Here is a 23,614-nt window from a genome sequence, read left to right as displayed (position 1 = left end):
GATCTCGGCGGCGGGGTCGGTGGGTGTGCCTTGGGCGGCGATGTAGATCGGTTGGGCGCGGTGGCCGACGTACGCGCGGGTTTTGTTGGTCCAGCGGTTGGCGCACTCGACTTTGAACGTGGTGGTGGGCGGGCCGAGTTGTTCCCGCAGGGCGGTGGCGGCGGCTACGAGGGTGATCGCGCCTGAGGCGAAGAGGCCGAGTTTGCGGCTCAGGTAGTCGTGGGCCGACTGGAATGCGTCGGTGCTGAGGTGCGCGGACTGGAATCGGGCGACGGTGGGGGTGTGGCGTCGGGTGCGCAGGGGGTTGGCTTGTGCGGCTGTGAGTGCTGGGCGCATCAGGTCCAGGGCCTGGTCGCTGCGGGCGCGGGCTGCTTGGCCGCATTCCTCGGCGGCTGCGGTGAGGGGGTCTAGGCCGATTGGGGCTGGGGCCCGGCCGGCGACGATGCGGTGTAGGTCTTCGACGACTGCCACGGCGCCGGCGCCGTCGAGGGAGACGTGTGGGGTGACGAGGCCGATCATGTGTGCGGCAGAGCCATAGGTGCCGAGGATAATGCGGGCGGGCCAGTCCCATTCGAGGTCGAAGGGCTGCGCCGTCCAGGCGCCGAGCCGCGCGGAGACCTCGTCTTCGCACTGCTGCGGGTCGTTCGCGTCGACGATTTCCACGGTGACCCGGCCCGCGGCCTCGACGATCTGCTCCTCGACGCCGCCGCCCGGATCGAGCCGGAACCTGGTGCGCAGCGCCACGTGCCGTTCGGTCAGGGTTCTGATGGCTTCGAGTGCGCGGTCCATCGTGACCGGGCCGTGTTCGTCGGCGGGCAGGTACGTGCGCAGTTGGCGGTTCCAGTCGTCGGCCGGGGCGATGCGCCGGATCTCGGCCCTGATGTAGCGCTGGCCCCAGGTGGCCGCGAAGCTGCCGCCGGTCTCGGCGCGGAAGGCGACCTCCCGGCGGACGACCGTGGCAGGGGTCTGGTTCACCGTGGGCTCGCGTTCAGCTGGGACAGTGTGCGCAGGTGCTCGGTGTCGCGCAGGTCGGGGACTTGGAGGTAGAAGCAGCTCACGCCGGCGGCCTCGATGTCGGCCAGCTTCTTGGCCACTTCGTCGACCGTGCCGATCAGGGCGCCGAGATCCAGGGAGAGGTCCAGCCCGGCTCGCTGGGCGCGTTCGGCCAAGTCCTCGCGCGTGTCGCCCACACAGGCCAGGTGCGCTGCGGAGATCGTCAGCGTCTCGGGGTCGCGTTGCCGGGCGTCGCAGGCTGCGTGGACGCGCTGGACGACCCGCTCGATGACGCCGGGGCGGGGGAATTCGATGTTGAACTCGTCGGCCCAGCGGGCGGCCAGGCGCAGGCCGCGCGGCTTGCCGTGGCCGCCGAGGATGACGCGCGGGGTCGGCGCCGCGGCCTGGACTCCGGCCGGGCAGGCCTCCAGCTGGAAGTGGCGCCCGTGGAAGTCAAGGCTCTGGCCCGCTTCGGCGCGCCAGTAGCCGGTGAGGATCTCGAGCTGCTCCTCGAGCCGGTCGAACCGGGTGACGACGTCGGGGAACGGCAGGCCGAAGGCCTTGTGTTCGGCCTCGTACCAGCCCGCGCCGAGCCCGATCTCGGCCCGGCCGCCGGACATCGCGTTCACCTGCGCCACGATCACGCCCAGCGGGCCCGGCAGGCGGAACGTCGCCGGGGTGACGAGCGTGCCGAGGCGGATCGTCGAGGTCTCCCGGGCCAGGCCGGCGAGTGTCGTCCACGCGTCGAGCGGCGGGATGAGCGCGGCGCGGCCGTGCAGCGGGAGGTAGTGGTCGGTGGTGAAGAAGCCGTCGAAGCCCAGTTCCTCGGCGAGTACCGCCGCGGTGCGCAGGTCGTCGTACGAGGCGCCGTCCTGCGACTCGGCCAGGATTCTCAGACGGATCATCGGGGGCTGCCTTTCAGAGCGACCGTGGCAGGAGCGACCGTGGCGGGAGCGGCCACGGCAGCAGTGTCCGCGGCGGGGATCTCGAGCGGCCGGGTGACGGTGCGGACGGCGGTGGCGATGCCGGCGGTGTCCAGGCCGGCTTCGGCGATCGCGTCCTCCCAGGTGCCGTAGCCGGACACGAATCGGGTCTCCAGGCCCAGCCGGAGGAACCTGGGCATCCGGCCTGTGCCGCACGCCGCGTCGGCCAGGTGGTGCAGCAGTTCGGTGCCGAGGCCGCCGTCGCGCAGGTGCTCCTCGACGGTCACGACCACAGGGCTCTGGGATACCCGCGCGATCAGGTCCGGGTCGAGCGGGCGCACCGTGTGGACGTGTTCCACCGCCACGGACAGGCCTTCGGCCGCCAGGGCCTCGGCGGCGACGAGGGCGTTCGGGGTGAGCGAGCCGAGGGCGACGATCGTCGCGTCGTGGCCGTCGCGGATGCGCACGGCCCGGCCGAGTACCGGGGGCTCGAGGTCGGCGGCGATCGGCGCCGGTTCGTAGCGCGGCACCCGCAGATAGGCGAAGACCCCGGCGCGCACGGCCTGGTCGGTCAGGGCCGCCGCCTCGGCCATCGACTTGGGCGAGAGCAGGGTCAGGCCGGGGACGGTGCGCAGCAGGGCCAGGTCGTCCACGGCGCAGTGGGTCGGGCCGAAGTGGTGGTAGGCCACGCCCGGGCCGGTGCCCAGCAGCACCACCGGCAGCTCGTGCAGGGCGATGTCGATCAGGATCTGCTCGAAGCAGCGGCGGGTGAGGAAGGTCGAGATCGTGGAGACCACCGGCCGGGCGCCCTCCAGCGCCATCCCGGCGGCCATCCCGATCACGTTCTGCTCCTGGATGCCCTCCATGAAGAACTGGCCGGGCAGCTCGGTGCGCATCCCGGACAGGATCGTCGGGTTGAGGTCGGAGCCGATGAACACCACCCGCTGATCCTCGCGCGCGGCGTGGTGGACCACGTCCCAGACGGTGGGGGTGCTCATGCGTCAGCCTCCTGCTGTGATCCGGAAACCGGCGAATCCGGCTGTGCGGTCTGGTCGGCGCCGAGGGAGCGCCACAGCGACTCCAGCTCCGGCTCGGTGAAGCCGATCCGGTAGTGCCAGGTCGGCACGTTCTCGGCGAGGTCGAGCCCGCGGCCCTTGACGGTGTGGCAGATCACCGCGAGCGGGCGCTCCGGCTCGGCCCGCGGCGCCTGCAGGGTCTTGGCCAGGGCCTGCGGGTCGTGGCCGTCCACCTCGGCCGTGTTCCAGCCGAACGCGGCGAAGCGGGCGGCGGGCGAGCCGGGGTCCAGGATCTCCCGGGTCGGGCCGGCCGACTGCAGGGTGTTGAGGTCCACCAGGACGCTCAGGTTCGCCAGCCGGTGGTGGCTCGCGGACATCGCGGCCTCCCACACCGAGCCCTCGCCCAGCTCGCCGTCGCCGAGCACGACGAACACCCGGCCGGTCGAACCCCGACGCCGCAGCTGCAGCGCCATCCCGAGCCCCAGGGAAAGGCCGTGGCCGAGCGCGCCGGTGGAGCACTCGACGCCGGGCACCAGCCCGCGTTCCGGGTGGCCGCCGAGCCGCGAGCCGCGCTTGCCGACCGTGGCGAGTTCGGCCGGGTCCAGGTAGCCGTGGTCGGCGAGCAGGGTGTACTGGGCGAGACAGGCGTGGCCCTTGCTCAGGATGACGCGGTCGCGCCCCGGGTCGGCGGGGTCGGCCGGGTCGTGGGTGGCGACGGTGTCGTAGAGCGCGCGCATGATCTCCATGGCGGAGAACGAGCCGCCGACGTGCCCGCCGCCGGTCGCCACCAGCGAGGCCAGCGCGGTCCGGCGCAGAGCGAGGGATCGTTCGTCCAACGGCGCCTGCGTACTGATCATCAGGGCGCTCCTTCCGCGATGCGGTCAAGTTCCTCGGTGAATGAGTCCAGCAGCCGGGCGGCCGCCGGACCCGGGATCATCCCGTCCCGGTAGCTCAGGCCGGTCTGGAAGGTCGTGGCGGTGTAGCCGATGGAGGCGTCCAGGGTGTAGCCCCGCCGCTCCCGCCGGCCGTAGGTGCGCGCCGCCGCCGTGCGCAAGCCGGCGAACTCGAGCGGGGCACGCGGTTCGGCGCTCTCCGGGCCCTCGTTCACGTGCAGGACCAGGAAGGGCTCGTCGTCCGGCATCAGCCACTGCCCGGTGTGCTCGCGCGCGATCCGCTCGATCGGGTGGAAGGCGTACGCCATCGACTCCGCCACGGTGCGAGCGACGGCCCGGATGTCGGCCTCGCCGCGGCCTTCCGGTACGTGCGCGACCCGCGCCATGGTCAGGCCGGCCAGGGAGCCGACGGTCGAGGCGACGCGGGGGAGGTTGCGGTTGGCGGTGTACCAGTACACGGTCACGTCGCGGGTCGCGGCGGCCTGCGCGGCGGCGCGGGCGAGTGCCAGCACGACGAGGGCGTGCAGCGTGGTGCCGTGCTGCGCGGCCCTGGCCCGCAGCGCGCGGCCGAGCTCGAGCGGCCGGCTCCGCAGCAGCAGGACGTCCCCGGCCTCCGGGTCCTCGCCCGGCCCGGCAAGATCAGGGTGCGCATACGTGCGCCAGACCGGTCCGTCGCCGATCTGCCGCAGCCAGTGGCCTTCGGCCGCCTGGCCCTGGGTGTCCCGGCACAGCGCCGCCTCCAGATCGGCGAACTCGAAGCCCTGCAGGTCGTCGGTGGGTGCGGGCCCTCGGCGCGCGTACTCGTCGGCGAGCTGGCCGAGGACCACGTGTCCGGAGACACCGTCGCTGACGATGTGCTCCATCGTGACCCACAGCTGGTGCCGGTCCTCGGCGTACCTGGCGAGCAGGAAGCGGGCCAGCCGGCCGGCGCGCAGATCAAGAGGCTGCCATGCGAGTTCCAGCACTTCAGCCGGGTGCAGGTGACGCGCGTCCACGGACTCGACGCCGTACGACTCGGGCTCGACGCGCTGCGCGAAGCCCTCGTCCGAGATCCGGAAGCCCGTTCGCAGGGCGCTGTGACGTGTGACGACTGCGCGGGCTGCCGCGTCGAGGGCCTCGGCATCGAGCGGCCCATCGAGATCGAACCCTGCCACGATCAGCTCGGCATGGCCGCGGAACGCCGGACGCCCGGACTCCTCGGACCGCCGCAGCCGTTCCAGCCGAGAGGCCTGATTCTCGCTGACCGGGCGCCACGACGTCGGCCCGGGGGACGCAGCCGCCGCTACAGACCCGCCCGCCGCCGGGTCCTCGCGCGCGGTCAACGCGGCGGCCAGGGCCTCGGGGCTCGGGTGCTGGAAGATGTCGGTGAAGGTGACGGTGCGTCCGGTCGCGGCCGAGGCCGTGCGGGCGTAGATCTCGGCCTGCAGCGAGGTCCCGCCGGCCGAGAAGAACGACAGGTCCGGGCTCGCCCCGGTCACACCGAGCACCGCCTCGAGCGTCTCGACCAGCAGGGACGTCAGGTCGGCCACCTCAGTTGCTCCTTCGCTCGAGCCAGGCCGCGCGGATCGCCGCGACCTGGACTTTGCCGCTCGTGGTCACCGGCAGCGCGTCGGCCTCCACCGTCTGCACGTGTGCCACGATCACGCCGAGCCGGTCCAGCACCCGGGCCCGCACCGCCGCGACGAGCGCCGCGCGGCCCGCGTCGTCGGCGTCCTGCGCGAAGCCGGGCGTGGTCTCCGCGACCACGACGACCTCCTGCCGGTCCGGGATCCGGTCGTCCACGAACGCGGCGGCCCGGCCGGGGCGGATGCCGGGCACCGAGCCGCACGCGGCCACCAGGTCGTGCTGGAAGAGGTTGGCGCCGTTGAGGACCATGGCGTCGTCGGCGCGGCCGAGTACGAAGACCTCGCCGTCGAGGACGAAGCCGAGGTCTCCGGTACGCAGCGCGCCATCCGGGGTGTGCGGCGCGGGAGCGTGGAAGTAGCCGCTCATCACCTGAGGGCCACGGATCTCCAATTCGCCCACCAGGCCTTCCTTTCCGGCCGCGCCGACGACGTCGACCGTGGTGTCCGGGACCGGCGGCCCGCTGGAAAGCAGCTCCCTGCCATCGGGGTCGGGTGTCGCGATGGCGCCGGGCGCGAGCGAGGCCGGGTTCATCCGTACTCTGCGAGGCCGTGCTCGCGGCGTGCTCGCGGTGACCGTGAGCGTCGCCTCGGCCATGCCGTAGGACGGACAGAAGGCCTCGGCGCGGAATCCGGCCGGGGCCGCGAACGCGGTGAACGCGTCCATCGTCTCCGGCCGCACCACCTCGCCGGCGCTGCGCGCGATCCGCCAGCAGCTCAGGTCGAGCCCTTCCAGGTCGGCCTGCGGGATGCGCCGGACGCAGTGCGCGTAGGCGAAGTCGGGTGCGCTCGAGAGGGTGGCCCGGTGCTCGTGGACGGCCCGCAGCCAGCGGATCGGCTCGGCGATGAAGTCAGCGGGCTGCAACAGCACGGAGGTGTAGCCGGAGAACAGGGGCCTGACGACCGCGGTGACCAGCCCCATGTCGTGGTACAGCGGCACCCAGCTGACCGCCACGTCGTCCTCGTGGTCGCCGTACGCGGCCCGCGCCTGGCGGCAGTTCGCCTCGAGCATCCCGGTGGTCAGCACCACGCCGCGCGGCCGCTTCGTCGATCCCGAGGTGTACTGCAGGATCACCGGCGTCTCGTCGTCCCCTGGCGCGCCCGGCTCGTGCACGGGATCGGCGGCGGCCAGCTCGGCGGCGTCGGCCGAGGTGACGGCGGTCAGGCCCTCGATCGCGGCGCGGCGCCGGGCCTCGGCCGGGGTCTCGATCAGCAGCGCCGGGGCGCAGTCGGCCCACACCCCGGCCAGCCGGTCGGCGTACGCGCCGTCGCGGCGGCCGCGCGGGGTCGGCAGCACGACGGCGACACAGCCCTCTGCGACGACGGCGAGCAGCGCGGCCACCAGATCCGGCCCGCCGCGCATCGAGAGCGCGACCCGGTCTCCGCGGCCCACCCGCCGTGCCCGCAGCCCGCCGCGCATCGAGGCGACCCGCCGCGCCAATTCATCCCAGGTCACGGCGACGGATCCGCTGGGATCCTCGGCCACGAAGGCCGTCGCGTCCGGGCGTCGCAGCGCCGCGGCGGCCGGCAGATCAGAGAGGGAATTCATCGGGCACACATCCCAAAGGCCTTATCTAGCGTTATACTCGAGGGCATGGACATCAATGACGAGATCGAATACCTGCGGTTGTGGGAGTCCGTGCTCCAGGCCCCGATCGGACCGGACGAGGACCTGGTCACCGCGGGTGTGGACTCCCTGCGCGCCACCACGCTGCTCACCCGGATCTCCGAGGCCTACGACGTCGATCTGGATCTGTGGGACCTGCTCGACGCGGCGACTCCCCGGCGTGTGCGCGAGCTCGTCAAGGCCGCCGCCGCGGACCCGGTCACCGGTCGGTAGCCGGGAGATCGGAGAGCGTGCCGAACATGTACCGCGCGTGGCCCGCGTAGTCGAAGCCGGAACCGCTCCGACCTTTCAGGCCGTGCAGGACCAGCGCCCAGGCCGCCTCGAAGAACCGGACCACCCACTTCATCGACTCCAGGTCCGCCGCGGCCAGCGGCCCGCTCAGGCCGTACTCGCCGAGCAGCGCCGCGTCCGCGCGCGGGTCGAGCCCGCCCGCCATCGAGATCGTGGCCAGGTCGTAGAGCCCGTCCCCGGAGCCGGCGAACTCCCAGTCCACCAGGTAGAGCCGCGCACCGGTGTCCAGGATGTTGTTCTCCCACAGGTCGTTGTGGTTCAGGCCCGGCACCGGGGTGCGCTGCGCGCTGTGTGCCTCGGCCTCGTCCAGGTGCGCCAACGCGTCCTCGATCCCGGGCGGCAGCTCGGCTCCGGCCGCGCGGGCGCTGCCCACCAGATGTCTGATCCGGTGGAAGACCGCGCCCGGCCGCCCCGGCAGGGCACTGATCTGATGCATCCGCCGCACCAGCGCGACCAGCCGCCGGAGCGTGTCCGGGTCGGCCAGGTCCGCGCCGGTCGGCGAGCACGCGCCCTCCACCCAGGGCGTCACCATCGTGCCGGTCGCCGTGTCGTAGTGCAGCAGCTCCGGCGTGATCCCGGCCGCCGCCGCGGCCCGGGCCGCCGCTTCCTCCTCGGTCCGGTCGATGCCGAGCCCCGCAGCGCTGCGCGCGTCGGCCAGGCGCACGGCGTAGCGTTCCTTCGCCCCGCGCGTGCTGACCACCCAGATGCTGTTGTTGAGGCTGCGCACACCCGACTGTGCCTCGATGACGAGTTCGTCCTCGTCGGCGAAGAGCGGGATGGACGCGACGGCCTCGCGCACCGACACGGTCGGCTCGGTCAGCTCAGTCGGCTCGGTCGACGGGTCTGCTGCGTTCATGAGGACCATCCCGGGCCGGCGGCGAAGCTCTCGGCGAGCGTCGGCGTGGGTGTCGACGGCGTGTACGCGACCAGCGCTCCGCCGCGATCCTCCAGACAGGCCCACGGCCCGACCGAGGCGCGCAGCCGCGACGCCTCCTCGAGCACTCGGATCGCCGGCGTGTCCGTCAGTCCGGCGTACGACTCGATCGTGCCGATCAGGCAGGTGGCCAGCAGGTCGAGTGAGTAGGGGCCGCAGCGGGCGGTGTGGTCCGCGACGACGAAGCTCAAGCCATGGGTGCCGCGTTCGGCCTCGAACACCGTCCTCGGCGAACTCGGGGCGACGTTCGGGCCCTGCGGCGGCGGCAGGATACTGTGATCGCGGATCTCGACCGCGTACCGGGGCCGCCGGTGCGTCGACCAGGCTGCTTCAGGCGCGATCGCAGCCGGATCCACCGGCAGGTGGGCCAGGGCTTCCCGGTACCGGCGCTCGAGGCTGCGGGCCCAGTCGTCAGGGCTCTGGATCAGCGCTTCGGCGAGGTCCAGGACGAGCGGCACGGCGACGGACAGCGGGCCGACGCATCGGCGCCGCTCGTCGTCGTCACGCTGCGGGTGGGTCTCGGTCACCACGATCTCGCCGTGCGACCACACCACCTCCTGCGCGCGGAAGAACGCCGCGCGCACCAGATTGGGCCAGGAGACGCCGACGGCCGTGGCGTGCCCGACGAACGCGCGCGTGACGGCCGCGCTCACGGCGCCCGTCGCCTGCTGCCAACGGTGCGAGCCAGAGCGCTGCGCCGCGGGCTTTCCGGTCCACGGCTGCGTCATCAGAGTGCTGTAATACTGTGCGTTCGCGCGGAGCGTGGCCCGGTTGCGCGGATCGGCCTCGCGCAGTGCGACGGCGGCGAGGGACGGCGCGGGCCGAGGCGGCGCGGCGTTCACCGCCGCGGCGAGGTCCCGGGCGAGGATCTCCAGGCCCGGCCGGTCGCTGCACGACGGACAGACCCGCAGCACCAGCCGACGCGCCGACGCGTCGAGGACGGCGAACCAGCGCGGCCTGTCCTGCGGCCACGTCGCGGGGACGGCGTCGGCGGGATCGTGCAGATGCACCTCGACATCGGCGGGGTCGAGGAGGAACTGGGCGTCGCCGGCGGCCGACGCGGCGACCATGCGCAGCGCCTCGTGCCGTTCGATCACGCTCGCGAGCACCTCGTGCGCCTGGGCCTGCGTCAGGTCTCGAAGATCCGCGGCCACCTCGGGCCAGGAGCCGACCGGCGTCGCCAGCAGCGGCGGTTGGCCGACGAGCATCGGCAGGCGCTTCATCGGCCCTCAGCCTCCTCGGCAGCGGTGTATCTGAGTACGAACAAAGGCTCGCCCTCGGTGCGGGCGAGGTCGCACTCCGGCAGCGCCACCACGGCCTGCTCGCCCTCGATCCGCCACGTCAGTGCTCCGTCATACCCGAGCAGTTCGACGACTCCGCCCGCCTCGACCGGCACCGCCTTGCCGACGGGGAAGCGCAGCTCGGCCGCCGGGCCCGGCGGCGCCGCGACGTACAGCCGTCCGTCGGCGCCCACGGTGAACCGCGTCGTCCCGTCGGCCGGCAGATCCCAGGCCCGGCTGCCGTACACAGCCTCGCCGTTCACCGCGAGCCAGCGGCCGATCCCGCGCAGCCGGTCGGCCTGCGCCCGCGGGATCGTGCCGTCCGCCCGTGGGCCGACGTTGAGCAGCAGGTTCCCGCCGCGCGCGACGGTGTCCATCAGGATCGCGACGAGCTCGGCCGTGCTGGCCAACAGGTCCTCGGTCTCCTCGCGGTTGTGGCCGAAGGAGGTGCCGATCGCGCAGCAGGCCTCGTACGGCAGCGCGTGCTCGGCCGGAGCCTCGGCATGTCCGTACTCGAAGCTGCGGAAGTCCGCGTGCGCGGTGAACCCGGCCCGGTCGTTGACCGCGACGCCCTCGGGGCGGGTGCGGGCCGAGGCGTTGTAGAAGTCGGCGACGATCTGGTTCGAGCGGTAGTACGCGTCGTCCCCCGGCAGGTCGAACCACAGGATCGAGGGCCGATAACGCTCGACCAGCTCGGCGAGCTGCGGCAGCACGTGATCGGCCGCGTAGTCCTCGACCGGCCGGTAGCCGCGGTAGGGGACCGTCTCGCCGGTGAACGCGTTGCGCGGATTGCGCCGCCGGTTGAAGGCGAAGTCGAACAGCGGCTCGTCCTCGCTGCCCGCCCGCCCCTCGCGCGGCGTCGGGTTGAACCACTCCGCCATCGCGTAGAACAGGCCCGTGCGCAGCGGCGAGTCGGCCGCGGCGGCGGTCAGCTCGCCCACGATGTCCCGGCGCGGCCCGAGCAGGCCGGTGTGGCGATCGGTGGTGGCGCTCGGCCACAGCGCGACGCCGTCGTGGTGCTTGGCGACCAGGACCAGGTAGCGGGCGCCGGCCTCGCCGAACAGCTCGACCCAGGCCCGCGGATCCCACTCCTCGGCGCCCCAGCGGTCGATCAGGTCGTCGTACGTGACGTCCTCGCCGAACTCCCGCCGGTGGAACTCGAGGTGCGGGTGGCCGTCCCCGCCGTCCTCGTCCGCGAAGCCCGGGACCGCGCGCCGCAGCTGCTCCGGCGCGACCTGCTGGTAGAACCAGTACCACTCGGCGAACCCGTAGAAGGAGTGCGTCGGGCAGGCGAAGGCCGGGACCGAGTACGGCCCCCAGGTGACCATGATCCCGAACTTCGCCTCGTGCCACCAGGCCGGGGCGGTGTGCGCCGCGAGTGAGTCTCCGGTCGGCAGGAATCCGACCGGCGCGATCCCGGTCACCAGGGCACCGGTCCGTCGAGCTCGAAGAAGCCCCCGGAGGGCCCGTCGTCCTCGATCGTGGCCAGCTGCACGATGATCCGCGCGCCCTCGGCCGGGGACTGGCCCTGGAAGCCGCTCACGTGCGTGGCCGAGGTGCCCGGGGAGACCGCGTTGACCTTGATGTGCCGCAGTTGCGGGTCCCCGCGCAGCATCAGGTCCGTCTGCACGGTGATCATGTTCAGCGCGGACTTCGAGGTCGCGTAGGCCAGGATCGGGAGCGCGGGCAGGCCGGAGCCGGCGAAGGCCGAGGCCCGGGCCAGCGAGCCGCCGCCGCTCGAGACGTTCACGATCCGCGCGCTCGCCGAGCGCCGCAGCAGCGGCAGCGCGGCCTTGGTCACCAGGACCGGGCCGAAGGCGTTGACGTGGAATATCTCCTCGAGCTGGGCGCGCGTCACCTCGGCGGCCGAGGCCATTCCGGTCACCCCGGCGTTGTTCACCAGGACGTCCAGAACGCCGTGCCGTTCGCCGATCTCATCGAATGCCTTTTCGATACTTCGATCATCGCGGACATCCAGCGGCACGGTGCCGACATATTCGAATTCTGCGAGTTCTCGTCGCGCCCGTTCGCCTTCGACCACATCGAACACCCCCAATTCGACAGTGAAGCCCAGGCGCAATAGCGCCCGTGCGGTCTCCAGGCCGAGGCCGCGTTCCGCGCCGGTCACCAGGGCGGTGCGCATGGTTCCCTCCTTTGGGAATCAAGGCTGAACCCGAACTTCATTCATCGGATCACTCGAAACTTTAGCCGTGGCGGCGATCGGCCTGTCAAGTAGGACTTTGTCGTACAGGGGGGCGAAGAGCCGCGGAACGGGCCTTGACAGGGCGCTGTGAACGCTTCATGGTTGGCACCTGAGCGGCATTGGTGGATGCCCGTTTCCAGGGTCAGTCATCAGATGTTTTCGAGGAGGGTCATGTCCATCACCGTCTCGCGCGACCGAAATCACCGTTATTCGGTGGTGACCAGCGGCGAGGCGCTCTCGCCCGCGGGCCCGCTGCGCACGGTGCTCGAGGACTGCGCGGGCGAACTGCTCGTGGTCGTGGACGAGGCGATCTGGCCCGGTCGGGGTGCGCGTATCCAGGCCCTGCTCTCCGGTACCCCGCACCGGATCCTGACGCTGGCCGGGGGCGAGCGGAACAAGAACCTGGACGCGGTGCTGCGGGTGGTGGCCGCCATGGACGAGGTGCGGGTGCTGCGACGCTCCAGCCCGGTGCTGGCGATCGGCGGCGGCGTGCTGTGCGACCTCGTCGGCTTCGCCGCCAGCATCTACCGCCGCGGCGTGCCCTACGTCCGGGTGCCCACCACCCTGCTGGCGCAGGTCGACGTCTCGGCCGCGATCAAGACCGGCATCGACCACAACGGCTTCCGCAACCGGCTCGGCGCGTTCTGGCCCGCGGCGCTGACCGTGGTCGACCACGGATTCCTGGCCACGCAGTCGGTGGAGCAGATCTCACAGGGCCTCGGCGAAGTCTTCAAGCTGGGGCTGATCGCCTCCGAGGAACTGTTCGGCCGGCTGGCCCGGCTGTCGGGGGACTGGACGCCGGAGTGGTTCGCCACCGACCCGGCCGCGGCCGAGCTGATGAACCTGGCCCTCGAGGTGATGGTGGGCGAGCTCAGCGAGGACCTGTGGGAGCAGGACCTGGCCCGCCGGGTCGACTTCGGCCACAGTTTCAGCCCCCTGATCGAGCTGCGCACCGGCCTGCACCACGGGCACGCGGTGGCCCTGGACTGCCTGCTCAGCGCGTCGATCGCGGCCGGGCGCGGACTGCTCGCGGTGGACGCGTTGCCGGAGATCGCCGCGGTCATGCGCCGCTGCGCGCTCCCGGTGCGCCACCCCGGCTTCGCCGACGTGGACCTGCTCTGGGAGACCCTGACCGAGGTCACCCGGCACCGCGACGGCGCGCAGCACCTGCCGGTCCCGATCGACCTCGGCAAGCACGCCTTCCTGGAGGACCTGACCCGGGCCGAGCTGGCCGCGGCCGTCGCCCGGCTGCGACAGGTCGTCTGACGGTGCGTTCGATCCCCGCGCTGCGCGGGCACTCCGATCTCCTCGCCGCCTCGGGGCCGTCCAGGCTGTCCGCCCTGGCCGGGCTGCAGCTGGTGCAGGCGATGTTCCCGGTGGCGCTGGTCAGCGCGTTCTCCGGGGTCTTCGAGGCGGTGGACCGAAAGGCCGGCCCCGGGCGCTCCGGCGCGGTGCTCTCCGCGCTGCTCGTGCTCGGCGTGCTGCTGGCCCTGCAACGCCTGATGGAGCTCGTGGTCGACCCGGTGCAGTCGCGCATCGCCCGCGGCATCGACGTGCGCCTGCGCGACCGGGTGGTCAGGGCCCTGTACCGGCCGACCACCATCGAGCACAGCGAGACCTCGGCCATGCGCGGGAACCTGGCCGTGCTCGGCGACGACCGGCGCGGACACACCCCGGGCAACGCCATCGCGGCCGCGGTCGGGCTCGCCGCCAAGATCCTGGCCTGCTGCTGGTGCCTGGCCATCGTGGCCGAGCGCTCGCCCTGGGCGGCGCTGATCGCGGCGCTGACCCTGATCGTGCGGCGGCGGCTGCAGCAGCGCTCGTTCGGCTACATCTACGCGTCCTGGAGCCTGATCGGCGCGCCCGCGCGCTGGTACGAGTACTGGCGCCAGTTCCACATCGATCCGGCCGCGGCCAAGGAGATCCGGGTCTTCGGACTCGCGGACTGGTCCCTCGGCCGCTTCCTGAGCTCGGCCGCGGCCCGGTTCGAGCCGGTCAGCCGGGGCCGGCGCCGGGCCAGCCGGACCAGCCGGCTCCCCTTCGCGGTGAGCGCGGCGGGCATGTTCGGCGCGCTGGCGCTGGTGGTGGGCGACCACGACCTGGCCGGCGCCGGACCGGTGCCGGCGCTCGCCGCCATCCTCACCGCGTGGCGGCTGAGCGAACCCGCGGGCGAGAACCTGGCCATCGAGCACGCCCGGCCGGTCTACCGCGCGGCGACCGAGGTCCTGGCGGTGAGCGCGAAGCGTGCGGCGGCGGAGCTCGAGGACGCCGCGCCGGTCGTGGGGATCGACGCCCCCGCGGGACCGCCGCCGCACATCCGCTTCGAACAGGTCGACTTCCACTATCCGGGCACTGAGATCACCGTGCTGCGCGGGGTGGACCTCGACATCCGCCCGGGCGCCACCATCGGTGTGGTGGGCCCGAACGGCGCGGGCAAGTCGACCGTGACCAAGCTGCTGGCCCGGCTGTACGAGCCCGGAGCCGGACGGATCACCGTGGACGGCGCGGACCTGCGCGGCGTCGACGCGGCCGGCTGGCGCGGCCGGATCGCGGTGATGCCGCAGAACTTCGTGCACTACGACCTGCCGCTGCGCAGCAACGTCGTGCTGGGCGCGCCCGAACGCCGTCACGAGACCGCGTTCGTGGACGCGGTGCTGCCGCGCCTGGGCCTGGAGGATCTGCTGGCGAAGCTGCCCGACGGCTGGGACACCCGGCTCGGCGCGGGCGGCGACGGCGGCGTGCAGCTGTCCGGCGGCGAGTGGCAGCGGGTGGGTCTGGCCCGCGCGGCCTTCGCGGTGCACGCCGGGCGCGACATCGTCGTGCTCGACGAACCCACCGCCCACCTCGACGCCGAGGCGGAGGCACTGGTGCTCGGCCAACTGGGCGCCCTGGCCGAGTCCGCCACCGTCATCATCGTCTCGCACCGGCTGGCCACGATCCGGCGCGCCGACCGGATCGTGCTGCTGCGGGCCGGCCGGGTGGCCGAGAGCGGCACCCACGACGAGCTGATCGCGCTGGACGGGGACTACGCCCGGATGTACGCGGCCCAGGCCGAGCACTACCGGGCGGACGAGGACCTCGACGACGCGGACGACCCAGAGGACGCAGGCCTCGAAGACGTCCTGGAGGCGCGCCGATGACCGCGCTGCGCCGCAACCTCGCCCTGGCCCGGGAGGTGGCCGGGATCCTCTGGTCCACCCGGCGCCGGGAGTTCCAGGCGCTGATCCTGTGCTGGGCCGCCCTGGCGCTGTGCCAGCCGCTGCTCGCCTGGTTCCTGCGCGACCTGATCATCGCCGCGTCCGCCGGGCAGGGCGGATCAGCCCTCGGCTACGCGGCCGCGGCCACCTGCGCCCTCGCGGTGTGCGCCCAGGCGCTGTTCCAGAGCTACCTGCTGCGGATCGAGATCCTGGAACAGGCCGGGCTCGGGCTCTCCACCCGGCTGCTGCGGGCCGTCGCGCAGCGGGTGGGCGTGGACCACCTCGAGGACCCGGACGTGCTCGACCGGATCCGGGTCGGACTCGACGGCTGGGTGGTCGTCTCCGCGTTCACCGGCGGCGCCCAGTTGCTCGCCGTGGCCGCCGGCCTGGCTTTGACGCTGCCCACGATCGGCTCGTCCCCGGGCATCTCGCTGCTGCTGATTCCGCTGTGCCTGCCGCTGGTCTACGCCTCGGCGCGGGCGCTGGAGCACTCCGTGCGCGCCGAGGAGCGCGCCTCGCGGTGGGAGCGGACCGCGCAGAGCCTGCTGGCGACGGTGGTGGACCCGGCCGCCGGCAGCGAGCTGCGGATCAGCGGTGCGATGCCCGCGGTGCTCGAGGAGTACCGCCTGCACGCCGACCGCGGCGCCTCGCTGCGCGCCCGCGGCCAGGCGGCGGCCGCCCGCGCGCTCGCGCTCGCCTGGCTGGTGTTCATCGCGGGCTTCGTCGGGATCATGTACCTCGGCATCGGCCGCGCGGCCCTGCCCGCCGCCGACGCGGTCCCGCTGATCACCGTCTCGCTCCAGTTCCAGGGCATCGCGGTGGCGATGGTCAACGGCACCGCCGAGGTCGTGCGCGGCGGCCGGGTGGCCCGGATCCACGACCTGATCGCTGACGAGGTGCGCCGCGGCGAGGCCGGCGCCGCCGATGCGGGCGAGCCGCCCGCGCGGCTGGCCGAGGGGATCTCCCTGCGGGGCGTCGGATTCCGCTACCCCCGCGCCGGACGCGACGCGTTGCAGGACCTTGATTTGGACCTGCCGGCCGGCTCGCTGGTGGCGGTCGTGGGCGCGCACGGCTCCGGCAAGTCCACCCTCGTCAAACTGCTGACCGGCATGTACGCGCCCACCGCCGGCAGCATCGGCGTGGACGGCAGAGAACTGACAACGGCCGGGATGCCGGCCTGGCGCACGCGGATCAGCGCCTGTTTCCAGGACTACGTCCGGCTGCCCACCACGATCCGCGAGGCCGTCGGCATCGGCGACCTGACCGGCCTGGCCGACGACGCCAGGATCCTGACGGCCGTGGCGAGCGGCGGCGCCGAGGAGGTGGTGGGCCTGCATCCGCAGGGCCTCGAGACCCGGCTCGGCGGCGCGGGGGAGGGCACCGACCTGTCCGGCGGACAGTGGCAGCGCCTCGCCCTGGCCCGCTCCTGCATGCGCCCGGACCCGCTGCTCGTCGTCCTGGACGAACCCACCGCGTCGCTCGATCCCCTGGCCGAACACGAGATCTTCGCCCGCAACGCGGCCCTGGCCAGGGAACGCGCCGCGGCCCACGGCACCATCACGCTGGCCATCACGCACCGCTACTCCACCGTCCGCTCGGCCGACCTGATCGTGGTGCTGAGCGAGGGCCGGCTGCACGAGTCCGGTTCGCACGAGGAACTCATGGCCCGCGGCGGCCTGTACGCGGCGATGTACACCCGCCAGCGGGACGCCCTGCTCGACCCCACGCCGCCGTCCGCCCGGCCCCGCTCCGAGGCGGGCGCCGCGTGAATCCCCTTGGAGGACCGTTGGATCCGACTCCCGCCCCCGTGCCCGTCCTCGCTCCCGCCGCGGCCGAACTCCCGCAGGCCGTGCTCGACGCCGCCGCCGACGCGCTCGAGGTGTTCCGGCACTACGACACCGGACGCCACGCGCTGACCCTCAGCGGCTCGATGAGCAAGGGGACCTCGGACGCCCTGTCGGACGTGGACTTCCGCTTCTACTCGGACAAGCCGCGCCCGGTGCCCGGACCCGGGTGGGAGCCGGCCTGGCAGGCGCTGCGGCGCAGGTGGGACGAGCGGGGCGTGGTCCTGGACGAACCCTGGTTCCGCACCGTCGCCGAGGTCGACGCCTCGGTGGACTCCTGGCTGGCCGGCGACGGCGTGCCGGACGAGCTGATCTGGACGATCTGGGGTTATCACCCGCTGGCCGACCTGGCCCGGCAGATCGCCGTGTACGACGAGGACGACCTGGTCGGCCGGTGGCGCGCGCGGCTGGAGCCGTACCCGGATTCCGTGCGGGTGGCGACGTTGCGACGACACCTGCCGCCGCTGCTGTACTGGCGCGGCGACTACCACTACCGCAACAAGACCCGGCGCGGCGACCTCGTCTTCCTCGCCGGGCTGACCACGAAGCTGGTCCACCACGTCGTACAGGCGTGGGCCGCGCTCAACCGCGCCCACTACCCCGGCGACGGCAACAACCTGCGCCTGGTCTCGACGTTCTCGGCCGTCCCGGCGCGGGCCGAGGAGCGGATCACGCGGATTCTCTATCCGACGGACGCCGCGGACACGATCGGCCAGCGCGAACGGCTGATCGCCCTGATCGACGAGACGATGGCTCTGGTGCGGGCGCAGTTCCCGGGACAGGAGTGGGGATATGACCACTGAGACGCTCCCCGAGCGCTGGATTCCGTGCGAGGAGGACGCCTCCGGCCACAGCTTCGGCCCGGAGGAGTTGGCCGCGGTCACCGAGGTGCTCGGCACCGGCCGGCTGCTGTCCGACTCCGGCGGCTTCGTCGGCCGGCTGGAGACGGCCTTCGCCGCGCGCTACGGCGCCCCCGCCGCGGTGGCCTGCTCCTCGGCCACCTCCGCGATCCACGCCGCGCTCGTCGCGCTCGGCCTCGGTCGCGGAGCCGAGGTGATCACCACGCCGCTGTCCGACATCGGCGGGGTGGCCCCGATCGCGGCGGCCGGCCTGGTGCCGGTGTTCGCCGACGTCGACCCGATCACCGGCAACCTGGACCCGGACTCGGTCGAGGCGGCCGTCTCCGCGCGCACCGAGGCGATCGTGGTCACGCACCTGGTGGGAAAGCCCTGCGACATGACCCGGATCGCCGCCCTCGCGCAGCGCCACGGCCTGGCGATCATCGAGGACTGCGCCCAGGCGTACGACGCGCGGCACGCCGACGTGCCGGTCGGCACCTTCGGCGCGGTCGCCTGCTACAGCACCCAGCAGACGAAGCACATCTCGGCCGGGGAGGGCGGCCTGATGCTGGTGAACGACCCGAGCCTGACCGTGCCGCTGCGCTCCTGGATCAACAAGGGCGTCGAGGGCGGCGTGCGCTCGCGCACCGAGGACCACCCCATCGCGGGCGTGAACGCGCGGATGACGGAGCTTCAGGCGGCCGTGCTGTGCGCGCAGCTGGAGAAGCTGACCGGCTTCGTCGCCACCCGGGTGGCCCGGGCGCAGGAGCTGTCCGACGCCCTCGCCGACCTGCCCGGGATCACCTGCCCGAGCAGCGGGCCGGGCGAGCTGCAGACCTACTGGAAGTACCTGTTGAGCGTGGATCCCGAGGCGCTGCCCGGGGTGCGCGACCGGCTCGACGCCGAGCTCGACGCCCGCCACGCCGTCGTCCAGCCCTGCTACCTGCACCTGCCGCTGTTCACCAAGAGCCTGTTCGACCGCCATCCCACCCGCCTCGTCGGCGAGCCCGAGGCGGCCACCGGCCGGCGCGACGCGAAGGCCGACGCCTTCGACGGGATGCGCGAGTTCATCGACCGGGCCGTGGTGCTGTGGTGGAACGAGCGGATCACCGGCGAGGACGTGGCCCGGATCTCGGATCTCGTACACACGGTCGTGGCGGCCGGCTAGCCCGCGATGGCACCGATCGGACTGGACGCGCGGCTGCGCGAACTCGCGCACGAACGGCCGGAGCACCGCGCGCTCGTCACCGTCGACCACGCCGGCGCCGAGGAGACGCTGACCTGGCAAGGGCTCGAGGAACTCAGCGCACGTGTGGCGCAGGGCCTTGAGTCGGCGGCGGTCGACGGCGCGGTCCTGGTGCCCGCCCCGACCGGCGCCGAGGCCCTGGCGAACCTGCTCGGCGTACTGCGGGCGGGCGCGACGGCGCTGGTGGTGGAACCTTCGCTGCGGCCGGCCGCGCTCGAACCGGCGGTGCACGCGATCGCGCAGCGCACCGGGCGCACGGTCCGGCGGCTCGACGGCGACGTGATGGCGCGGCCGCAGGGTTCGGACACCGCGCCGCGCGGTCCGGGCGGCGGCGCCGTGCTGCTGACCGGAGGCACCTCCGGTGCGCCCAAACCCGTGCTGCGGCCGGGCGCGCCGGTCTGGGACGAGGCCAGGGGCGCCCCGCTGCTCTACCAGCGCACCGGCTGGCGGTCCGGGCAGGTCCAGCTGGTGGCCGGCGCCTGGTCGCACGCGGCGCCGTACACGCACCTGATCGAGGCCGTCCTGAGCGGCAACACGATCCTCGCGCCGCGGCTGTTCGACCCGGCCGTGGTCCTCGCGGCCATGGCCAGGCACCGGCCCGCCTGGACCCAGCTGACCCCGACCCACATGCAGTTGCTCGCACCCTCGCTCGCCGGCGTGCCCGAGGCGGTCGGTGCCCTGCAAGGAGTGCTGCACACCGCAGGGCCCTGCGCTCCGCGCACCCGGCACGCCTGGATCGAGGCGATCGGGGCCCGGCGGCTGCACGAGATGTACGCCTCGACCGAGGGCATCGGCGTGACGCTGTGCCGGGCCGACGAATGGCTGAGCCGGCCCGACACGGTCGGCCGCGGCTTCTTCACCCGCATCCGGATCCATGACGAGCAGACCGGCCGGATCCTGCCGCCCGGACAGGTCGGCACCGTCTACATGCGCACCTCCGCCGCCCCGACGGTCACCCTGGCCGGCGGGCCGGCCGAGCGCGACGGCTACCGGACCGTGCACGACCTCGGCCGCCTCGACGAGGCCGGATACCTCTACCTCGAGGGCCGGGCCGACGACATGGTGGTCATCGGCGGCGAGAACGTGCACACCGACCGCGCCGCAGCCGCGCTGCTCGACCACGCGCGGGTGCGCGACGCCGCGGTCGTGGCCGTCCCGGACGAGGTTCTGGGCAACCGCCTCGTCGCTCTGGTGGTGCCCGTGCCGGCGGATCCGGGCCCGGACGGCGGCCCCGGGCTCACGCCGCTGGAGCTGACCACCCACTGCCTCGCCCGGCTCTCGCCGCGCGAGACCCCCGGCGAGTTCCGTCTCGTCGGCACCCTGGACCGCACGGCGGCGGGCAAGGTCCGTCGCGAGGTGCTCGAACGCATGGTCGAAGCGCTTCGATAGGCAAACTATCGAGGTGTTCATCTCTCTCGCAGAGATCGAAGAGTGAGCCGGACGGTGGTCAAGGCTCACTTTTTCTCGCAGATCAGAGGGTGTGTTCGGGCTGCCGGAAAACAGCCGTGGCCTCGGTGTACCCGTAATCCAACTGAGATTCAGGCCTCTTGCCTGTGCCCAGGTGAAGGCCTAGCCTCATCCCATTGTTGAAGCGCTTCGACGAATTTCGAGGACGCAACCACCGACTCTGACGGAGAGTTCAATGTCGAGCTCCACCACCGCCTTCACCCGGCGCGGGTTCGTGACCACCGGCGCCGCCGCCGCGGGCGCGATAGCCGCGGCGCCCCTACTCTCGGGCTGCGGAAGCAGCGCGAGCACTACGAGTTCCGGTGTGACCAACAAGAAGGCCGTGAACTCGGTCGTGCCGACCTTCAAGGCACAGACCTCGATCACGCCCGACATCCCCTCGGTGCAGGGGATCAACGGCGCGGCCTCCGACCCGGGCTTCCTGAGCTTCCCGGCCAACCCGGTCAAGACCGTCACCGGCACGATCGGCTCCGGCGGCACGTACAAGGCCGTGACCCCGCTGTGGGGTTCGGTCCCGGCCGCCGGCAACAGCTACTACCAGGCCGTGAACGCGGCGATCGGCGCGACGCTGAACGAGAACCCCTCGGACGGCAACAACTACGCCACCATGCTCTCGACGCTGTTCGCCTCCGGGAACATCCCGGACTGGCTGGACGTGCCGGGCTGGAACACCGCCGCCATCCAGAACTTCGACGAGGGCGTCCAGAAGTACTTCAAGGACCTGACGCCCTACCTCTCCGGCGACAACGCGCTCGAGTACCCGAACCTCGCGGCGATCCCCACCGGCGGCTGGGCCGCGGGTGTGTGGAACGGCAAGCTCTACGGCATCCCGCTGTGGACCTCGGCGGCCTCCTTCGCCGGGTCGATCTTCTACCGCGGCGACATCTTCAAGACCGCCGGCATCGACGCCTCCACGATCACCAGCGCCGACGCGCTCAAGGCGCTCGGCGCCGAACTGACCGTCAAGTCCAAGGGCCAGTACGCCTTCGACGACCTCGGCACCTACCTGTACCAGCCCTTCAACATCCCGATCTCCGCGGGCGTGGGCTTCACCAAGGACTCCAGCGGCAACTTCATCAGCAAGTACGAGATGCCCGAGTTCGCCGAGATGCTCGAGTTCGCCGCGTCCCTGGCCACCAGCGGCTACGTGCACCCCTCGGCCATCGCCGGCGACTCCGCCGACGCCAAGAACCGCTTCTGGGCCGGCAAGGTCGTCATCACCGCCGACGGCGTCGGCGCCTGGAACGGCGCGGACGCGGTCAGCGGCCAGGCCGCCAACGCCGCCTACGACCGGCAGGCCCTCGACGTGTTCGCCTTCGACGGCGGCACCCCGACGATCGGCCTCGAGGCCGGCGCGGGCATGTTCTCCTACCTCAACAAGAACCTCTCGGACAGCCAGGTCAAGGAGCTGCTGCGGATCGCGAACTACCTCGCCGCTCCGTTCGGCAGCGAGGAGTACCTGCTCTCGCGCTACGGCAAGGAGGGCACCGACTACACGATGACCTCCTCCGGCCCGACCCTGACCGCCGAGGGCAACAAGGTCGTCACCGACACCTTCGACCAGCTGGCCAACTGCCAGGCCGTCACCTTCAACGCCGGCTACAACTCGGTCACCCAGGGCCACCTGGCCTCGCAGGCGAACGCGTGCAAGCACGCCTACAAGCCGCTGTTCTGGGCCATGAACATCACCGAGCCGGCCTCGACCTCGAAGGCCACCACCGCCATCGAGTCCGTCATCACCGACGTGCGCCTGGGCCGCAAGACCGTGACCGACTACCAGAACGCGCTGACCACCTGGAAGTCTCAGGCCGGCAACACGCTGCGCACCTTCTACGAGGGCGTCGCCAAGCAGTACGGCACCGGCGACTGATCCGGTCCCGGTCCGGGTCGTCCTAGTCCGGGTCCTGCTCCTCGTCCGCGTGCTGCGGCGGGAGCGGGACCCGTGCCGTGCGCGGCGAGGCCGGCCGGCTCAGCCGTTGCAGCCGTACAGGCGGTAAGCGGCCTGCGCGGTCGAGAAGTCGAGCTGCACGCAGGACTGCTCGACGGCGAGGACCCGGGGGTCGTTCGAGGTCAGCACGGTGTCGTCGGGCACGATGGCTAAGGCGATCTTGCCCGAGGCGATCAGCTGCTTGACCTGTTCGGCGCTCGGGGAGGGCACGTCGCCGGTGAACCCGCCGACCGGCAGAACGCTTGTCGCGCCGAACAGGATGTAGTCGGCGGCCTCGGCCGAGGAGAAGACCAGGATCTCCCCGTGCAGCGCGTTCAGCCGCGTCTGCTCGGTGACGCCCTCGGCCATGTACGTCGGCCACTGGCCGGTGATGTACTGTCCGTGGATGGTCGCGCCGTACCCGCCCACGATCGACGTGCGGCCCGCGCTCACGCTCAGGCTCGGCCGGGCCACCGTGCCCTGGTCGGAAGCGGCCGTGTCGAACGGGCCGCCGGCCCGGATCTCCAGCCACACGCACGCCCCGACCGGGCCGGCCAACAGGGCGAGCGCGGCCGCTGCGGCGACCAGGCCGCGTCCGGCGCCCGAGCGCCGCAGCACCGGCAGTCCGGCCGCGACCACGGCCGCGCACAGTATCAGGACACAGACCCAGGCGTACGCGTTGTGCAGCAGCCAGGCCGCCAAGGCCGCCTGGCCGGCGATCAGCAGGCTGAGCAGGATCCCGGCCCGGTGGGAACCCGCCCGCGCGGCCCGCCACAGCGTCCACGCCCCGGTCGCGGCCAACGCGGCCATCGCCGGGATCAGCGTCGCGAGATAGTAGCCCTGAATCCGGTGCGCGCTGCTGAACGCGGCCCCGTAGCCCACCAGCCAGGTCGACCACAGTACGATCGCGGCCCTGGCCGGATCCCCGCGCCCGGCCCGCCGCCGCGCCGCGTACCCGGCCACCGCGCCGCCTGCGGCCAGCAGCGCGATCCAGTCGCAGTCCCGGGCGAGCGGACCGACCAGCAGCCGGTCCCAGCCGGGACTGGTCAGTTCGGACGCCGGATAGAACCCGGCCCCCGCCGCCTGGTCGTTGTCCTCCTGCACCTCCACCGCCTCGGCGCCCGGATCTGCCAAGGGCTTGATGTAGGCGCCGGAGCCGAAGCGGAACTCGCCGTTGTAGACGAAGACCTGCGCGAACATCGAGTTGTTCGTGCTGCCGTCGGCGTAGGGCCGGTCCGCCGAGGGGGTCAGCGCGAAGAAACACACCCAGACCAGCGACGCGGCCGCCGTCGCCAGCACCCACACCCCCGCC

At 72.7% G+C, this 23,614-nt stretch carries 19 protein-coding genes; 8 read left to right on the top strand and 11 right to left on the bottom strand.

Going from position 1 to position 23,614, the window contains the following annotated elements; translation table 11 throughout:
• The 6 genes from KDL01_RS22675 to KDL01_RS22650 all read right to left on the bottom strand — a co-directional run.
• The coding region (locus tag KDL01_RS22675) for a condensation domain-containing protein (protein WP_212530590.1) at positions 1 to 975 on the bottom strand (975 nt) is incomplete at its 3' end.
• Positions 972 to 1,898 carry a TIGR03560 family F420-dependent LLM class oxidoreductase gene (locus KDL01_RS22670; protein WP_246576825.1) on the bottom strand — a complete coding sequence of 309 codons (927 nt, stop codon included), beginning with the start codon at positions 1,896 to 1,898 and terminating at the stop codon, positions 972 to 974. The genes KDL01_RS22675 and KDL01_RS22670, both read right to left, overlap by 4 nt.
• On the bottom strand, positions 1,895 to 2,914 hold the full coding sequence (locus tag KDL01_RS22665; RefSeq protein ID WP_212530588.1) for a transketolase family protein: 1,020 nt from the start codon (positions 2,912 to 2,914) through the stop codon (positions 1,895 to 1,897). The genes KDL01_RS22670 and KDL01_RS22665 overlap by 4 nt, the downstream gene beginning before the upstream one ends.
• Positions 2,911 to 3,789: a transketolase gene (locus KDL01_RS22660; RefSeq protein ID WP_212530587.1), complete on the bottom strand. Its 879-nt coding sequence runs from the start codon at positions 3,787 to 3,789 to the stop codon at positions 2,911 to 2,913. The genes KDL01_RS22665 and KDL01_RS22660 overlap by 4 nt, the downstream gene beginning before the upstream one ends.
• On the bottom strand, positions 3,789 to 5,354 hold the full coding sequence (locus KDL01_RS22655; protein WP_212530586.1) for a condensation domain-containing protein: 1,566 nt from the start codon (positions 5,352 to 5,354) through the stop codon (positions 3,789 to 3,791). The genes KDL01_RS22660 and KDL01_RS22655 overlap by 1 nt, the downstream gene beginning before the upstream one ends.
• 1 nt (position 5,355) lies before the next feature.
• Positions 5,356 to 6,996 (bottom strand): AMP-binding protein, encoded by a 1,641-nt coding sequence (locus KDL01_RS22650; protein ID WP_212530585.1) that lies wholly within the window; start codon positions 6,994 to 6,996, stop codon positions 5,356 to 5,358.
• Positions 6,997 to 7,041: 45 nt separating this feature from the next.
• On the opposite strand from KDL01_RS22650, the gene KDL01_RS22645 reads away from it, so the two are divergent.
• Positions 7,042 to 7,287: an acyl carrier protein gene (locus KDL01_RS22645; protein WP_212530584.1), complete on the top strand. Its 246-nt coding sequence runs from the start codon at positions 7,042 to 7,044 to the stop codon at positions 7,285 to 7,287.
• Here KDL01_RS22645 and KDL01_RS22640 read toward each other — a convergent pair.
• From KDL01_RS22640 to KDL01_RS22625, 4 genes are read right to left on the bottom strand one after another with little or no spacing between them, the layout of a single operon-like run.
• Positions 7,274 to 8,221 (bottom strand): phosphotransferase, encoded by a 948-nt coding sequence (locus KDL01_RS22640; RefSeq protein WP_212530582.1) that lies wholly within the window; start codon positions 8,219 to 8,221, stop codon positions 7,274 to 7,276. The two genes, KDL01_RS22645 and KDL01_RS22640, sit on opposite strands and share 14 nt — an antisense overlap.
• Positions 8,218 to 9,522, bottom strand: a complete 1,305-nt coding sequence (locus KDL01_RS22635; RefSeq protein WP_212530581.1) for a condensation domain-containing protein — start codon at positions 9,520 to 9,522, stop codon at positions 8,218 to 8,220. Before KDL01_RS22635 ends, KDL01_RS22640 begins: the two co-directional genes overlap by 4 nt.
• Positions 9,519 to 11,003 carry an alpha-L-fucosidase gene (locus tag KDL01_RS22630; protein WP_212530580.1) on the bottom strand — a complete coding sequence of 495 codons (1,485 nt, stop codon included), beginning with the start codon at positions 11,001 to 11,003 and terminating at the stop codon, positions 9,519 to 9,521. Before KDL01_RS22630 ends, KDL01_RS22635 begins: the two co-directional genes overlap by 4 nt.
• A complete protein-coding gene (locus tag KDL01_RS22625) occupies positions 11,000 to 11,722 on the bottom strand; it encodes an SDR family NAD(P)-dependent oxidoreductase (protein ID WP_212530579.1) in 723 nt (240 codons plus the stop codon). The genes KDL01_RS22630 and KDL01_RS22625 overlap by 4 nt, the downstream gene beginning before the upstream one ends.
• 231 nt (positions 11,723 to 11,953) lie before the next feature.
• Between KDL01_RS22625 and KDL01_RS22620 the strand changes: the two genes are divergently transcribed.
• From KDL01_RS22620 to KDL01_RS22590, 7 genes are all read left to right on the top strand, one after another.
• Positions 11,954 to 13,048 (top strand): sedoheptulose 7-phosphate cyclase, encoded by a 1,095-nt coding sequence (locus KDL01_RS22620; protein ID WP_212530577.1) that lies wholly within the window; start codon positions 11,954 to 11,956, stop codon positions 13,046 to 13,048.
• 2 nt (positions 13,049 to 13,050) lie between these two features.
• Entirely contained in the window at positions 13,051 to 14,922 is a 1,872-nt protein-coding gene (locus KDL01_RS45400; RefSeq protein ID WP_212530576.1) for an ABC transporter ATP-binding protein, read from the top strand.
• On the top strand, positions 14,919 to 16,748 hold the full coding sequence (locus KDL01_RS22610; RefSeq protein ID WP_212530575.1) for an ATP-binding cassette domain-containing protein: 1,830 nt from the start codon (positions 14,919 to 14,921) through the stop codon (positions 16,746 to 16,748). Before KDL01_RS45400 ends, KDL01_RS22610 begins: the two co-directional genes overlap by 4 nt.
• A gap of 17 nt (positions 16,749 to 16,765) precedes the next feature.
• A complete protein-coding gene (locus tag KDL01_RS22605; protein ID WP_212530574.1) occupies positions 16,766 to 17,626 on the top strand; it encodes a DUF4037 domain-containing protein in 861 nt (286 codons plus the stop codon).
• Positions 17,616 to 18,830 carry a DegT/DnrJ/EryC1/StrS family aminotransferase gene (locus KDL01_RS22600; RefSeq protein ID WP_212530572.1) on the top strand — a complete coding sequence of 405 codons (1,215 nt, stop codon included), beginning with the start codon at positions 17,616 to 17,618 and terminating at the stop codon, positions 18,828 to 18,830. The genes KDL01_RS22605 and KDL01_RS22600 overlap by 11 nt, the downstream gene beginning before the upstream one ends.
• Before the next feature lie 6 nt (positions 18,831 to 18,836).
• Positions 18,837 to 20,297 carry a class I adenylate-forming enzyme family protein gene (locus KDL01_RS22595; RefSeq protein ID WP_212530571.1) on the top strand — a complete coding sequence of 487 codons (1,461 nt, stop codon included), beginning with the start codon at positions 18,837 to 18,839 and terminating at the stop codon, positions 20,295 to 20,297.
• 253 nt (positions 20,298 to 20,550) lie between these two features.
• Positions 20,551 to 22,245, top strand: coding sequence for an ABC transporter substrate-binding protein (locus KDL01_RS22590; RefSeq protein ID WP_212530570.1), 1,695 nt, complete (start codon positions 20,551 to 20,553; stop codon positions 22,243 to 22,245).
• A 99-nt stretch (positions 22,246 to 22,344) separates the two neighbouring features.
• On the opposite strand, the gene KDL01_RS22585 is transcribed toward KDL01_RS22590, so the two are convergent.
• Positions 22,345 to 23,614, bottom strand: a 1,270-nt coding sequence (locus KDL01_RS22585; protein ID WP_212530569.1) for a mannosyltransferase YkcB-related protein, incomplete at its 5' end; no start/stop codon positions are given.

The organism is Actinospica durhamensis (genome assembly GCF_018139695.1).
Lineage (GTDB): Bacteria > Actinomycetota > Actinomycetes > Streptomycetales > Catenulisporaceae > Actinospica > Actinospica durhamensis.
The sequence above is the reverse complement of the archived record's forward strand: the minus strand, read 5'-3'. Positions and strand labels throughout refer to the sequence as shown.